We start from the raw sequence: 13,554 nt of genomic DNA on the forward strand, positions 1-13,554 counted from the left end.
GCACTTACTCCACCCAGGTCACGAAGCGCTCGATCGGCTCGCGCGGGGTGACAAACCGGTTGACCAGCGCGTCCGGGTCGGCATAGCCGAGCGACATCCCGCACACCAGCATCTCGTGCTCGCTGGCGCCGATGTGCGGCAGGATGATGCGGGCATAGGCATTCCAGGCCGCCTGCGGGCAGGTATCCAGCCCGTGCGCGCGCGCGGCGATCATCAGGTTTTGCAAAAACATGCCCGTGTCCACGAGCGAGCCGCGTCCCATCACGGTGTCGATCGTCACCATCAGCCCCACCGGCGCGTCGAAGAAGCGAAAGTTGCGCTGGTGCTGCGCGTGCATCTTGTCCTTGTCGCCCTTGCCGATGCCCAGCAGCCCGTACAGCCCCCAGCCGTTTTCGCGGCGGCGGTCGATGTAGGGGCTAACCCACTGGCTGGGGTAGTAGTCATAGGCCTCCTGATAGTCGGCCGCCAGCGCCGGGTTGGCACGGATCGCATCGTGCGCGGCGCACACCTGCTCGACCAGCGTGTCGCGCGCACGGCCCTGCAGCACATAGACCTTCCACGGCTGGGTGTTGGTGCCCGATGGCGCGCGCGCCGCCACTTGCAGCAGCCGCTCGATCAGCGGCCGCGGCACCGGCCGCGGCAAAAAGGCGCGCACCGAACGCCGCCCGACGATGGCCGCCTCCACCTGCGCGGGGTCGATGGCGCGCGCCGCCGCACGCAGCGGATCGAGCTCCAGCCGCGGCAGCGCGATTTCTGGTTCGCCTTGGGCGACCCCCGACGCAGCGGGTACTGAAGCGTTCATTGCAATTCCTCCAAAACGCGACGCAGCGCGGCGGGCAGCGCCGGCACTGGACGCCGGCTGACGCGATCCACGTACACGTGCACGAAGTGCCCCCGCGCGGCGCAGGTGTCGGCGCCCGTGGCAAAGATGCCGACCTCGTAACGCACACTGGATCGGCCGATGTGCGCCACGCGCAGCCCCGCCTCCACGGGCTGCGGAAACGCCAGCGACGCAAAGTAGTGACACTGCGTCTCGACCACCAGCCCGATCACGTCCCCCACATGGATGTCTAGCGCCCCGCGGCCGATCAAGTAACCGTTGACCGCCGTGTCGAACCAACTGTAGTATACCACGTTGTTGACGTGGCCGTAAATGTCGTTGTCCGCCCAGCGCGTGCCAATGGGCACCCAGGCGCGGTAATGGGATCGGGGCAAAGGCTGGGGCCGTTCAGTGGCAGTGCTGCCATGCGTCACGGGGAATACTCCTGTTGTCGACGGGTCTCGCCCGATTCTGCCATCGCCCGCCAGCGCCGCCAGTACGCGAGTGCGACACGGTAGGTGTTGCACTGCACGCGCACCGTGGTGGCGATGTCGTGCCCGTAGCCGCCCGCCATGACCATCGCCAGCGGCAATCGGCGCTGCCACGCCCACTCGAACACGCGCCGGTCGCGCGCCTCCATACCGTCGTCGGTCAGCTTCAGGCGGCCCAGCCGATCGCCCTCGTGCGGATCGGCCCCCGCCAGGTACAACACCGCGTCTGCGGCGAAGCGCCGCTCCAGCTCGCCCAGTGCCCACTCCAGCGCTTCCAAATACTCGGCATCGCCGCAGCCGTCGGGCAGTTCGACATCACAGTCACTGGGCTCCTTGCGAAACGGAAAATTGCGCGCCCCGTGCAGCGACAGCGTGAAGACCGACGGGTCGTCGCGGAAGATGCGCGCCGTGCCGTTGCCCTGATGCACATCCAGGTCGATGATGGCCACACGCAGCGGCCGCGCACGCTGGGCTGCGCCCCGCCGCGCCCACTCCGCCTGCAACAGGCGGGCCGCCACCGCCACGTCGTTGAAGACGCAAAACCCACTGCCCTTGTCTGGATAGGCATGGTGGGTGCCGCCCGCGATATTGGCCGCCACTCCCTCGCCCGCCAGCGCGACGCGAAACGCCTGCACCGTCGCCCCCACAGAACGGCGTGCGCGCTCGACCATCGCCGGGCTCCACGGAAATCCGATCTCGCGCTGCTGCGCCGCGCTCAGCGCGCCGTGCACGACGGCATCGACGTACGCAGGCGTGTGCGCCAGCGCCAGCTCGCCGTCACTGGCCGGCTCGGCCAGCCGCAGCCGGATGTCCGGCTCGCGGGCCAACACGTCGCGCAGCAGCGCGTACTTGGCCATCGGAAAGCGGTGACCCGCGGGCAGCGGCAACACGAACTGCGTGGCATAAAACACCTGCATGACGCCAAGTGTGCCAGGAAGATCCGCCGGCATCCGCCCGCGGGGAGATGGCTGCCAGTGCGCGCCCGGCGTGTGGAATACTCACGACAGCGTACCGTTGCGCAAACTCTCCCCAACCCCATGAAAGCCAGTATTTGGTTCGCGCTCGGCGCGGCAGTCCTGTTCGGTTTGAGCACGCCATTCGCCAAACTATTACTGGGGTCGGTGTCGCCAGTTTTGCTGGGTGGGCTGCTTTACCTGGGCAGCGGTATTGGCTTGATGGCCGCGCGGCTGTGGCGTGACCAAGGCTGGCATACCACCGGAATGCGACCGGACGATTGGCCGTGGCTGGCAGGCGCGATCTTGTTTGGAGGTGTGTTGGGTCCCGTAGCCCTGATGCTAGGCCTGCAGCACACAGCCGCGGCCACGGCCTCTTTGCTGCTCAATCTTGAAACGGTGCTCACTGCCGTTTTGGCCTGGGTGATCTTCAAGGAAAATGCCGATCGACGGGTGGTGGCGGGCATGATGGCCATCGTGGCAGGCGGCTTGATTCTGTCGTGGCCAGCCCAAGGGGCGGCAGAGACCGGAATGAACTGGAGCGCGGGGCTGATCGTGCTGGCCTGCCTGTGTTGGGCCATCGACAACAACCTCACGCGCAAGGTATCCGCATCCGATGCGTTGTTCATCGCGGGCAGCAAGGGGCTTGTGGCCGGTTGTGTGAACGTCACTGCGGCCATGGCCCTGGGTACGCTTTGGCCCACGCTACCCGGCGTGCTGGCTGCGATGGTGGTGGGGCTGTTGGGCTATGGCATCAGCCTGGTGTTGTTTGTGCTTGCGCTCAGAGGCCTGGGTACCGCCCGCGCCGGTGCGTATTTCTCCGTGGCACCGTTCATTGGCGCTTTGGTGTCATTGTGGTGGTTGGGCGAATCGGTTGGACCCGGGTTCTGGGTAGCGTGCGGGTTGATGGTTTTGGGCATCTGGCTGCACCTGACCGAGCGACACGAACACGAACACACACATGAGCCACTAGAACACAGCCATGCCCATGTCCACGACGAGCACCACCAGCATGAACATGCCTTTGCCTGGGATGGGCGAGAGCCCCATGTGCATGTGCATCGGCACCAGGCCATCACGCACCGACATCCGCATTTTCCGGACATTCATCATCGACACAAGCACTAGCCTCACACAGGGGGATTGCCAAGGTGCCTGCAATGCGTGATAATCAACGCATGCTGCAGCGCAGCAAAAGCAGTCACCCACTTTCGGAGGAAACCATGCTGACCCCAGAACAACTGGCGGCCGCCCACAAGGCCAACATCGACATGCTCTTCGGGCTGACCCGCAAGGCGTTCGAGGGGGTCGAAAAGCTGGTCGAACTCAACCTGCAAGCCACCCGTGCCGCGCTGCGCGACTCCGCCGATCAGACGCAGGCCCTGCTGTCGGCCAAAGATGCACAAGAACTGCTGCAGCGCCAGGCCGCGCTACTGCAGCCGTTGGCCGAAAAAGCCATCGCCTACAGCCGCCAGCTGTATGACATCGCCGCCAGCACCAGCAGTGCCTTCACCGAACTGGCCGAGCACAACGCCGCCGACGTGCAGCTCAAGGCGCAGGCGGTGATGGACAACATCGCCAAGAATGCCCCGGCTGGCACCGAAGCCGCCGTCGAGGCCATGCGCAACGCGGTCAACGCCGCCACCTCGGCCATGGAAACCATCCAGCAAGCCGTGCGGCAGGCCAACGAGCTGGCGGCCCAGCAGTTTCACCAGGCCGCCGAGCAGGCCCAGCAACACCTGCACGCGAACACCACGGCGGCCGCCCCCGCCAAGGCACCGGCGCGCCCGCGCCGCAGCAGCAGCGCGGGCTGACGCCCGGGGCCATTGTCACGAGTTGTCTCCTCGGGTCTCTTCGAAATCGGATTCAGGGACCCTTCAAGCCCCGCCGCTGGCGGGGCTTTTTTTCGCCACGTCCGCAGCCGGCGGTGCCTGAGGGTGGTCCACCAGCGAGCGCACCCGTTCGTACAGCCCCGGCAGATCGCGGTGAATCGTCCTCCAGACGATTTCAAAGTCCACCTTGAAATAGCCGTGCGCAACGGCGTTGCGCATTTGGTAAGCAAACGACAACGGCAGCTCCGGGTGGGCAGCCGCAAATTCGGGATAGTATGTCAGGATCTTGTTGCTGGCCTCGCCGATGATCTCGACATTTCGAATCACCGCGTCTTGAACCAGATCATGGTTCAGAAATTCGGCCTCGTCGATGTCTCGGGTATAGCGGTCGATGCGCTCGATGGCCTGCGCGATGTGCCCTAGATAGTCCACCAGGCGTTGCCGATCGCGGTTCATACCGGGCGAGCCTGTGCCAGCACCGAAGCCCGGAAGTGGTCGGGCAGTGCGTTGGGCGTCAGCACATCGACAGGCACTCCCAGAAGCGTGCTGAGTTCGTGACGGATGGCTCCGATGTCGAAAAGGGTGGTCTCCGGCGTGGGATCAATCAGGATGTCCAAGTCGCTGCCGTCGGTGTCCTCGCCACGCAGGACGGAACCAAACACCCGAGCGTTGCAGGCGCGGTGCGACTCGACCACTTGCCGAATGGCCGCACGGTTCAAGACCAAGGCTTCCGAAGGCCTCATACGCTCGTCTCCACAATGAGCCCATGGTAGACCAACCTAGCAGGGAGCGCAACAACCGCGCCCGGATTGACGGCGAGATGACATCATGGGTGCCGCCGCAATGGCAGAAACGCCCGCGAAACGGGTGACGTTTTACGCCCGGCCCGAGGGCAGCGGCTGGCGCAGCGCGACGAGCCGCTCGCGCAGCGCGGGCAAGGCGGCCTGCATGGCCGCGCGTCCAGCCGCAATGCTGCGCTGGCGCGCCGCAAAGTCGGCACTGCCCACCCCGTCGAGTGCTGGGCGCACCACGACGTCGGCGCGCGCCAGCACATGCCGGTTGATGGTCTGCCCCATGATGGTGAAGGTTTGCAGCAGCACCCGCACCGGATCGGTCTGCACCAGCGGCTCGGCAGGGCTGGAGATGTCCACCGCCAACACCAGCTCGGCGCCCATCTCGCGCGCCTGCTCCACCGGTACCGGCGCCACCAGGCCGCCATCGACATAGGTGCGACCAGCGATGGCCACAGGCGAAAACACCCCCGGCACCGCACTCGAGGCGCGCACCGCCAAGCCCGTGTCGCCGCGCCGAAACAGCACCGGGTGGCCCGTCGCTAGGTCGGTGGCCAAAATGCCCAGCGGCAGCGGCATCGCCTCGATCAGCCGCCCCTGCACCATGCGGTTGACGTAGCGCGCCAGCGCCTCGCCGCGCAGCAGCCCGCGGTTGAAAATCGGCACTGTCCAATCGGCGATGGTCGCCTCCTCCATCTCCAGCGCTGCACGCTCCAGCGCCGCACCGCCCAAGCCATGCGCATACAGCGCCGCCACTAGGCTGCCCGCCGACGTGCCCACCACCAAGTCGGGGCGGATGCCCTCGCGCTCGAGCACCTGGATCACCCCCACGTGGGCAAACCCCCGTGCCGCGCCCCCGCCCAGCGCCAACCCGATGCGCGGCGGCCGCAGGGGCGGCTCGAGCGGTGGCGCCGGAACAGCAGGTGGCGACGGAGGGGGCGGTGTTGCGCAGCCGCCTAACATCCAGGCCGCCAGTGCCGCAGCGCTCCCTGCCAGCCACTGCCGCCGAGATGGCATCGGTAAAAAAGTTTGCTTTTCTCTCTCCATAACGATAATGATTCTTGTTTGTGGTATTATCCCTCTCGTCATCGCACCGGCTGCATCGATCGCCGTGGCCGATGCACTGTCAGACCCTCATCGCCACAAGGAGCTCTACCCATGTCGAACCGTCCTTCACCGCTGCGTCGCCGCTTCGTACAAGGCACGCTGGCCGCCCTGACACTGGCCACCCCGCTGCTCATGCCCGTGATCGCCGCGGCGCAGGACAAGGTGCTGCACCTGTACTCGGCGCGCCACTACCCCGGTGACGAAGTCATCTACGACACCTTCACCCGCACCACGGGCATCGCCATCAAGCGTGTCGACAGCGACGACGCCGGCATTGTCGCGCGGCTGCGTGCTGAAGGCGCCGCCTCCCCTGCCGACGTGGTGCTGCTGGTCGATGCCGCGCGCATGGCCGCCGCCGACGCGCAGGGGCTGTTCCGCCCCATCCGGTCGGCCAAGCTCGACGCGGCCATCCCGCCCGAGCTGCGTGCCGCGCGCACACCCGAAGGCGTAACCTGGACCGGCTTTTCGACGCGGGCGCGCGTCATTGTCTACGACCCGCTGCGCGTCAAGGCCGAAGACGTCGCCACTTACGAGCAACTCGCCGACCCCAAGCTCAAAGGCCTGCTGTGCACACGCAGCGGCTCGCACCCGTACAACCTGTCGCTGTTTGCCACCGTCATCGAACGCATGGGGGATGAAAAAGGCCAAGCCTGGCTCAACGGGTTGGTCGCCAACATGGCGCGCCCGCCCAAAGGGGGCGACACCGACCAGATCCGCGCCGTGGCCAGCGGCGAGTGCGGTGTGGCGCTGACCAACAGCTATTATCTGGCGCGGCTGGTCAAATCCGACAAGCCCGAAGACCGCACGGTGATCGAGCGCGTGCGCGTGGTCTTCCCCAACCAAGCCACCACGGGCACGCACATCAATATCGCCGGCGCCGCCGTGGCGCGCCACACCAAGAACCTGGACGCCGCGGTGCAGTTCATGGAATTTTTGGCCAGCCCGTTTGCACAAGACTACTTCGCCAACGGCAACAACGAGTACCCGGCGGCGCGCGGCGTCAAGATCGACAACCCCGCGCTCAAGGCCATCGGCGGCGACGCTTTCAAGCGCGAGACCATTCCGCTCGCGGTCGTGGCCAAAAATCTGCCCAAGGTGCAGCAAATGCTCGACCGCGCCGGCTACAAGTGATGCACGCGTGCCGCTCCCACACAGAGCGGCCGCGCACCGACTCCTGGTAGAGTGCACCCCATGGTGCTTGACGCGCCCACCGCTGGTGGGCGCTTTTTTTCGCCTATGATTGACGTTTACGTCAACGTCAAATCAGCACAGGAGATCGGCCATGGAAATCGCGGGCAAGGTATTTGTGGTCACGGGCGGCGCGTCGGGCCTGGGCGAAGGCACGGCACGCCGACTGGCAGCCGCCGGCGGCCGCGTCGTCATCGCCGACCTGCAAGACGAGCGCGGGCAGGCGGTGGCGCGCGAGATTGGCGGCAGCTATGTGCGTTGCGACGTCAGCCAAGAGGCCGACGCCCAAGCCGTCATCGACCAGGCGGTCGCACTGGGCAAGCTGGCCGGGCTCGTCAATTGCGCCGGCATCGCCCCGGCCGAAAAAACGGTCGGTAAAAACGGCCCGCACCCGCTGGCGCTGTTCAACAAGGTCATCCAGGTCAACCTGGTGGGCACGTTCAACATGATCCGGCTTGCCGCGCACGCCATGAGTGCCAACGAACCCGAGCCCACCGGTGAGCGCGGTGTCATCGTCTCCACCGCGTCGGTGGCCGCGTTCGAAGGGCAAATCGGCCAAGCGGCCTATGCCGCGTCCAAGGGTGGTGTGGTCGGCATGACGCTGCCGATTGCGCGCGACCTCGCCAAACTCGGCATCCGCCACATGACGATCGCACCGGGCATCTTTGGTACACCGATGCTGTTTGGCATGCCGCAAGCAGTGCAAGACGCGCTGGCGGCCATGGTGCCCTTCCCGTCACGCTTGGGGCGTCCCGACGATTACGCCAAGCTGGTGCAGCACATCATCGAAAACGATATGCTCAATGGCGAGGTGATCCGCCTCGACGGCGCGATTCGCTTGCAGCCGCGCTAAAGGAGAGGCCCTCGTCCCCGGGGAGCGCTACACTGGCGGCTGTCCGCGCGTCTACACGGCTGACCCGCAACCATGGCCACCCCGACTCCACAAGAAATCGCCCGCGAGGCCGTCAAGCTACTGGCGGCGCGTCGGCTGCCGCCCACGCCCGACAATTTTCAGAGCGCCTACCATGAGGTCGCGGGCACCCGGCCGCTGCAGCCGTTTCCGCTGCTGCAATTGCGCCAGATCGGCCAAGCGTTGCCGGAGCGCACCCCGGCTCAAGTGCGCTTCAAGGCGCTGTTCAACAAGGCCGTCTCGCGCCACAGTTGGGAAGACCTGGAAAAACTGCTGACGCAGCACCTGGCCAGCGCGGCGGCTGCCCCACCACCCGTCGGTAGCACCCGCGAGGAACGCGATAACGCCCCACCCGCTGCGCCCACCGCGCCAGCCGCTTCGGCAGACGCTGCGCCGCCCATCGCGCCCGAGATCGCCGAGCAGACGGCGCGCATCATCGACATCGCCCAGCCGCTGGTGGCGGCTGACGACGCCCGGCTGCAGCAACTGGGCAGCGAACTGGTGCAGTACCTGCGCCTGCCCGATCACCACACACCGACCCTGCGGCGCCTGCTGGCCGATTACGCATGGCGACTGTCGTTTGGGGTTGAAGAGCAATTGGGCGTACGCGAGGGGCTGTTGGCGCTGCTGCGCCAAGTGCTCGAACAGCTCGATGCGCTCAGCCCCGACAACCCATGGCTACGCCAGCAGTTGCAAGCGCTGGTGCAAGCCGTGCAGCCGCCGCTGTCGCAACGCCGGCTGGAGGACCTGCACAGCCGGCTCAAGGACATCGCCGCCAAGCAAGTGCAGGCGCGTGAGCAGACGCTGCAAGCCCAGGAGCTGATGCGCCAGACGCTGGCCACCTTTCTGGAGCGGCTGGCGCAGACGGCCGACGCCACCAGCCAGTACCACAGCAAATTCGAAGCCTGCGCGCAGCGCCTGGAGCAAGCGACCAGCCTGGCCGACATGGCGCCGGTGGTGCAAGAAGCCATCCAGACCGCGCGCGCCTTCGCCACCGACACCCAGCGCGTGGCCGACGAGCTGATCGACTTGCGCGACCGCGCCAACCGCGCCGAAGCCGAAGTCCAACGGCTGCAGCGGGAGCTGGATCAGATGGCCGAGCTCGTCACGCACGACCTGCTGACTGGCGTACTCAACCGCAAGGGGCTGGAATCCGCCATCGACCGCGAAAGCCGGCGTGCCGAGCGCCAGGGAACGCACTTGTGCCTGGCGTTGCTGGACGTCGACAACTTCAAACGCCTCAATGACACCCTGGGCCATCTGGCCGGTGACGCGGCGCTCAAGCACCTGGCCGACGTCAGCCGCCGCAGCCTGCGGCCGCAAGACACCATCGGGCGCTACGGCGGCGAGGAGTTCATCATCATCCTGCCCGACACCGAGCCGACCGAGGCGGCCGAGGTCGTGCGCCGCCTGCAGCGTGACCTGAGCACGCACCTGTTTTTGCAAGGCGAGCAGCACGTGCTCATTACCTTCAGCGCTGGCGTGACCGAGCTGCGCGCGGACGAACCCGTGGCCGATGCCATCGCCCGCGCCGATGCTGCCATGTACCGTGCCAAGCGCGCCGGTAAAAACCGGGTCGAGATTGGCTAACATTTCGGCTCATTCCGCAGCTCAGCGCGTCGGGTCGGCCCCCCAAACACTTTCTGCCATCATGATGAATCGTCGTGGGATACTGCGGGGCGCGCTGGCCAGTGCGGCCGTGCTGGCCGCTGGCGGCGGCACCGGGTGCGCGGCGCGTGAGCTGCTACGGGTGGCCTACCACCCTTGGCCCGGTTATGCGCCGCTGGAGCTGGCCCGCAGCCTGGATTGGTGGGAAGAGGCTGCCGTGCAGGCACTGCGCACCGGCGCGGCGTCGGCATCGCTGCAAGCGCTGCGTGAAGGGCGCGTCGCGGCGGCCGCGCTCACGCTCGACGAAGTGATCGGCGCCCGCCACCAAGGACTGCCGCTGCGGGTCATGGGGATACTCGACATCTCGCTGGGGGCCGACCAAGTGCTGGCCCGCCCCAGCCATGCCGACCCTGCGCAGTGGCGCGGCGCGCGCCTGGGACACGAAAACAACGCCGTGGGCGAACTGATGGCCGTGGCGTGGCTGCAGGCCGCGGGGCTGCAAGCCAGCGACGTGCAGATGGTGCACGTCCCGTTCGACCGGCACGAGGCCGCTTGGCACCAACACGAGGTCGACCTGCTCGTGACCTTCGAGCCCACCGCAGGCCGCCTGCGCCATCGCGGGGCCGTGCCCATCTTCGACAGTGCGCAACTGCCCGCGCCCTGGGCTATCGTGGACGTGCTGGCGGTCCATGCGCGTTTTGCCACGGGTCGGCACACCCCCCAGTGGCGCGCACTGCTGGCCAGCGTGTGGGCGGCCCAGCGGCACCTCAACGAACTGCCGGAGGACAGCCGCTACCGACTCGCGCCCTGGCTAGACGTGCCGCGCGACGAGGTCTTCGCGCTTTTTGCCGGCCTGCGACTGACCGGCTGGCGCGACAACCGCGACTGGCTGGTGGGCGATGAAGCGCGCCTGCCCGCCGTGGCCGACGCGCTGCGCGACCTGATGCGCCGCAATGGATTGCTGTCGGGCACCGAAGTCGACACCCCCCTGGTGTGGCCCGATACCATCGGAACCGAAGCCCCGACATGAGCCCCCTGCGCCCTCCCCCCAATGCGGGTAGCGCCGCCCTGACGCGGCGCAGCTGGCTGCTGGGCGGGCTGGCACTGGCCGCCAGTGCCGTGCGCGCGGCGCATCCCCCGCGCCAGACGGTACGGTTGGGGATTCTGATCTACCGCCCGCTGGACGTCGAACAGCGCACCTGGCGACCACTGCTGCAAGCCCTCGACGAGCGACTCGCTCCGCTGACCGTCGAGGCCCAACTGCTGCCGTACGACGAACTCGACACCCATATCTCGGCACGGCGCGTCGATCTCGTCATCACCAACCCGGCGCACGCGGTCATGTTGGCGGTGCGCGAGGGGGCCAGTACCCCCATGGCCACGCTGGTACGCCGCCGTCGCGGCATCGAGACGACCGCCTTTGGTGGGGTGGTGCTGGTGGCCAGCCACAGCCGGCTACAGCATTGGCGCGATCTGCGCGGCCACCGCGTGGCGGCGGTGCACAAGGAATCGCTGGGCGGACTGCACCTGCAGCGCTTCGAACTGCACCGCCGTGGCGTGCGCGACAGCGAGATCGACTGGGTCTACACCGGCATGCCACACGACCGTGCCGTGCGCGCCGTCCTCGACGACCAAGCGGACGCCGCCTTCGTGCGTGACGGCGTGTGGGAAGCACTGCTGGCCAGCGGCGCCATCCCCCCGAACCGCCTGCGGGTGTTGCAACGGCAAGACCTGCCGGGCTACCCCGTGGCGGTGAGCACCCCGCTGTACCCCGAATGGGCGGTGCTGGCGCTGCCGCACGTGGACACCGCATGGCGGGGTTTGATCACGCAAGCCCTGTTGGCCCTGCGCGGCGACGCCCGGCTGGCCAGCGGTGAGATCGCGGGCTTCACACCGGCGCTGACCTATGCCCCGATCGAGCGCCTGCTGCGCGAGCTGCGCGCCGAACCTTTCGGCACCCCGCGCTTGACGTGGCAAGAAAACCTGCGTCTCAACGCGCCGGGCTGGGCAGCCGCCGCTGGGGGCATCGTGGCGCTGGGCGCACTCGCAGGCTGGATGGCCCACCAGCGCCGACGCCTGCAAGGCTTGCTGCGCGACAAGGCAACCCTGCTGGACGAGTTGGCGGTCGTGGCCAAGACGTTCGACAGCGCGCAGGGCGTGCTCATCACGGACGCTAGCGGGCGCGTCATACGCGTCAACCGGGCGTTCACCGCCATCACCGGCTACACCGAGGCCGAAGCGCAGGGCCGCAAGCCCGGCGAGCTGCTCGGCTCGGGCCGCCACGGGGCAGACTTTTACCGCGCCATGTGGGAGGCACTGCAGCGCGACGGCCACTGGGAGGGCGAAATCTGGAACCGCCGCAAGAACGGCGAGATTTACCCCGAATGGCTGACCATCAGCGCGGTCACCGACGCGGTCGGGAAAGTCCGGCACTACGTGGCCATCTTCAGCGACATTGGCTGGCGTGTACAGGCCGAGGCACAGATCCAACAACTCGCCTTCTATGACGCGCTCACCGGCCTGGCCAACCGCCGCCTGGCGCTGGATCGGCTGCAACAAGCCATCCTAACCGCGCGGCGCGACGGGCGCTGGGGCGCAGTGCTGTTCGTCGATTTGGATCATTTCAAGGCCATCAACGACGTGCACGGCCACGATGCAGGCGATGCCGTGCTGCGCGCGGTGGCCCAGCGGTTGCGCGCCGCGCTGCGCGAGCAAGACACCCCGGCGCGCTTAGGGGGAGACGAATTTTTGGTGCTGCTGCCCGCCGCACACCCCAGCCGGGCCAGCGCTGCCGACGCGGCGCGCACCGTGGCCGACAAAATCGTTATCGGTGTGACCGCACCACCGGAATTGCCTGGGCAAGCCCAGTCGACCCGATTGACGTGCAGCGTGGGCATCGCGCTCTTTGGTGACGACGATGCCCAGGCGGAAGACGCGGCAGCCGTGCTGCGCGCCGCCGACTTGGCCATGTACAGCGTCAAGCAAGGGGGGCGCAACGGCGTGGCCTTCTTCGACCCCGAGATGGAGGCCGCCATGCGCGAGCGCCAGCAGCGGCTGGACGCGCTGCGCGATGCCATCGACACGGGGAGGCTGTGCCTGTACCTGCAACCCCAGGTCGATGCCAAGGGGCGCATCGTCGGCGCCGAAGCACTGGTGCGCTGGCCGCAGGCGGATGGCAGCTTCATCCCCCCCAGCGAGTTCATCCCGCTGGCCGAGGAAAGCGGCCTGATCGTACCGCTGGGGCAACGGGTGCTGGCGCAAGCCCTGGCGCTGCTGGCGCGCTGGCGCGACGACCCGGCGCTGTCGCGCCTGCGGCTGGCCATCAACATCAGCGCGCGCCAGTTTGCGCAGCCCGACTTCGCCAACGGGCTGCTGCATGCGCTGCGGCAGGCCGGTATATCGCCCCAGCGGCTGGAAGTGGAAATCACCGAATCGGTTTTGTTGGGCGACATCGAAGAGGCACGACGGGTGCTGCAGACACTGGACCGGCACGGCCTGTCGCTGGCGATCGACGACTTTGGCACCGGCTATTCCTCGCTGGCCTACCTGGCCGAGCTGCCGTTCGACGTCATCAAGATCGACCAGCGCTTCGTGGCCCGGCTACAACAACACGACCGCCACTTCGAAGCCATCGTGACCACCATCATCGCGCTCGGGCGCCGCTTGGGGATGACCGTGCTGGCCGAAGGCGTGGAAACGCCCGAGCAGGCCCAGTACCTGCTCGAGCACGGTTGTCACCAATTGCAGGGCTATCTGTACGGGCGGCCCATGCCCGTCGAGGCGTTCGAGGCACTGGTGCGCGAGCGCCCCGGCGCGAGCCATGACGGCGGCAACGACAGCGGCACGCGATAATC

Annotated in this window: 13 protein-coding genes; 7 read left to right on the forward strand and 6 right to left on the reverse strand. The window is 67.4% G+C overall.

Annotation, left to right across the window (positions count from 1 at the left end):
- Positions 1-4 precede the first annotated feature (4 nt).
- From ACPP3B_RS00875 to ACPP3B_RS00885, 3 genes are read right to left on the reverse strand one after another with little or no spacing between them, the layout of a single operon-like run.
- Complete coding sequence (locus tag ACPP3B_RS00875) at positions 5-802, reverse strand: nitroreductase (RefSeq protein ID WP_424859459.1); 798 nt, start codon at positions 800-802, stop codon at positions 5-7.
- A complete protein-coding gene (locus ACPP3B_RS00880) occupies positions 799-1,215 on the reverse strand; it encodes an acyl-CoA thioesterase (RefSeq protein ID WP_299019522.1) in 417 nt (138 codons plus the stop codon). The genes ACPP3B_RS00875 and ACPP3B_RS00880 overlap by 4 nt, the downstream gene beginning before the upstream one ends.
- 35 nt (positions 1,216-1,250) lie before the next feature.
- Entirely contained in the window at positions 1,251-2,228 is a 978-nt protein-coding gene (locus tag ACPP3B_RS00885; protein WP_424859460.1) for a histone deacetylase family protein, read from the reverse strand.
- 120 nt (positions 2,229-2,348) lie between these two features.
- On the opposite strand from ACPP3B_RS00885, the gene ACPP3B_RS00890 reads away from it, so the two are divergent.
- Together ACPP3B_RS00890 and phaP are read left to right on the forward strand one after the other, a co-directional pair.
- Positions 2,349-3,392: a DMT family transporter gene (locus ACPP3B_RS00890; protein WP_299019528.1), complete on the forward strand. Its 1,044-nt coding sequence runs from the start codon at positions 2,349-2,351 to the stop codon at positions 3,390-3,392.
- 95 nt (positions 3,393-3,487) lie between these two features.
- Positions 3,488-4,078, forward strand: a complete 591-nt coding sequence (gene phaP, locus ACPP3B_RS00895) for a TIGR01841 family phasin (protein WP_424859461.1) — start codon at positions 3,488-3,490, stop codon at positions 4,076-4,078.
- A 63-nt stretch (positions 4,079-4,141) separates the two neighbouring features.
- Here the strand turns inward: phaP and ACPP3B_RS00900 are convergent, their stop codons facing one another.
- The 3 genes from ACPP3B_RS00900 to ACPP3B_RS00910 all read right to left on the reverse strand — a co-directional run bounded on the left by ACPP3B_RS00900 (position 4,142) and on the right by ACPP3B_RS00910 (position 5,904).
- Positions 4,142-4,552 (reverse strand): HepT-like ribonuclease domain-containing protein, encoded by a 411-nt coding sequence (locus ACPP3B_RS00900; protein WP_299019525.1) that lies wholly within the window; start codon positions 4,550-4,552, stop codon positions 4,142-4,144.
- Entirely contained in the window at positions 4,549-4,839 is a 291-nt protein-coding gene (locus tag ACPP3B_RS00905) for a nucleotidyltransferase family protein (protein ID WP_299019526.1), read from the reverse strand. The genes ACPP3B_RS00900 and ACPP3B_RS00905 overlap by 4 nt, the downstream gene beginning before the upstream one ends.
- Before the next feature lie 132 nt (positions 4,840-4,971).
- Positions 4,972-5,904, reverse strand: a complete 933-nt coding sequence (locus tag ACPP3B_RS00910; RefSeq protein ID WP_424859462.1) for a patatin-like phospholipase family protein — start codon at positions 5,902-5,904, stop codon at positions 4,972-4,974.
- A 141-nt stretch (positions 5,905-6,045) separates the two neighbouring features.
- Between ACPP3B_RS00910 and ACPP3B_RS00915 the strand changes: the two genes are divergently transcribed.
- The 5 genes from ACPP3B_RS00915 (at position 6,046) to ACPP3B_RS00935 (ending at position 13,552) form a co-directional block, all read left to right on the forward strand.
- The gene (locus ACPP3B_RS00915) at positions 6,046-7,125 is read left to right on the forward strand and encodes an extracellular solute-binding protein (RefSeq protein WP_424859463.1); all 1,080 of its coding nucleotides are present in this window, start codon (positions 6,046-6,048) and stop codon (positions 7,123-7,125) included.
- Between the two features lie 151 nt (positions 7,126-7,276).
- Positions 7,277-8,035, forward strand: a complete 759-nt coding sequence (locus ACPP3B_RS00920; protein WP_424859464.1) for a 3-hydroxyacyl-CoA dehydrogenase — start codon at positions 7,277-7,279, stop codon at positions 8,033-8,035.
- Positions 8,036-8,107: 72 nt separating this feature from the next.
- Positions 8,108-9,682, forward strand: a complete 1,575-nt coding sequence (locus tag ACPP3B_RS00925) for a diguanylate cyclase (protein ID WP_424859465.1) — start codon at positions 8,108-8,110, stop codon at positions 9,680-9,682.
- A gap of 61 nt (positions 9,683-9,743) precedes the next feature.
- Positions 9,744-10,730 carry an ABC transporter substrate-binding protein gene (locus ACPP3B_RS00930; RefSeq protein WP_424859466.1) on the forward strand — a complete coding sequence of 329 codons (987 nt, stop codon included), beginning with the start codon at positions 9,744-9,746 and terminating at the stop codon, positions 10,728-10,730.
- The gene (locus tag ACPP3B_RS00935; protein ID WP_424859467.1) at positions 10,727-13,552 is read left to right on the forward strand and encodes an EAL domain-containing protein; all 2,826 of its coding nucleotides are present in this window, start codon (positions 10,727-10,729) and stop codon (positions 13,550-13,552) included. Before ACPP3B_RS00930 ends, ACPP3B_RS00935 begins: the two co-directional genes overlap by 4 nt.
- The last annotated feature ends 2 nt before the right edge of the window (positions 13,553-13,554 follow it).

Origin of the sequence: Tepidimonas sp. HKU77, assembly GCF_049728535.1 — a bacterium.
In the GTDB taxonomy this organism is placed as follows: domain Bacteria; phylum Pseudomonadota; class Gammaproteobacteria; order Burkholderiales; family Burkholderiaceae_C; genus Tepidimonas.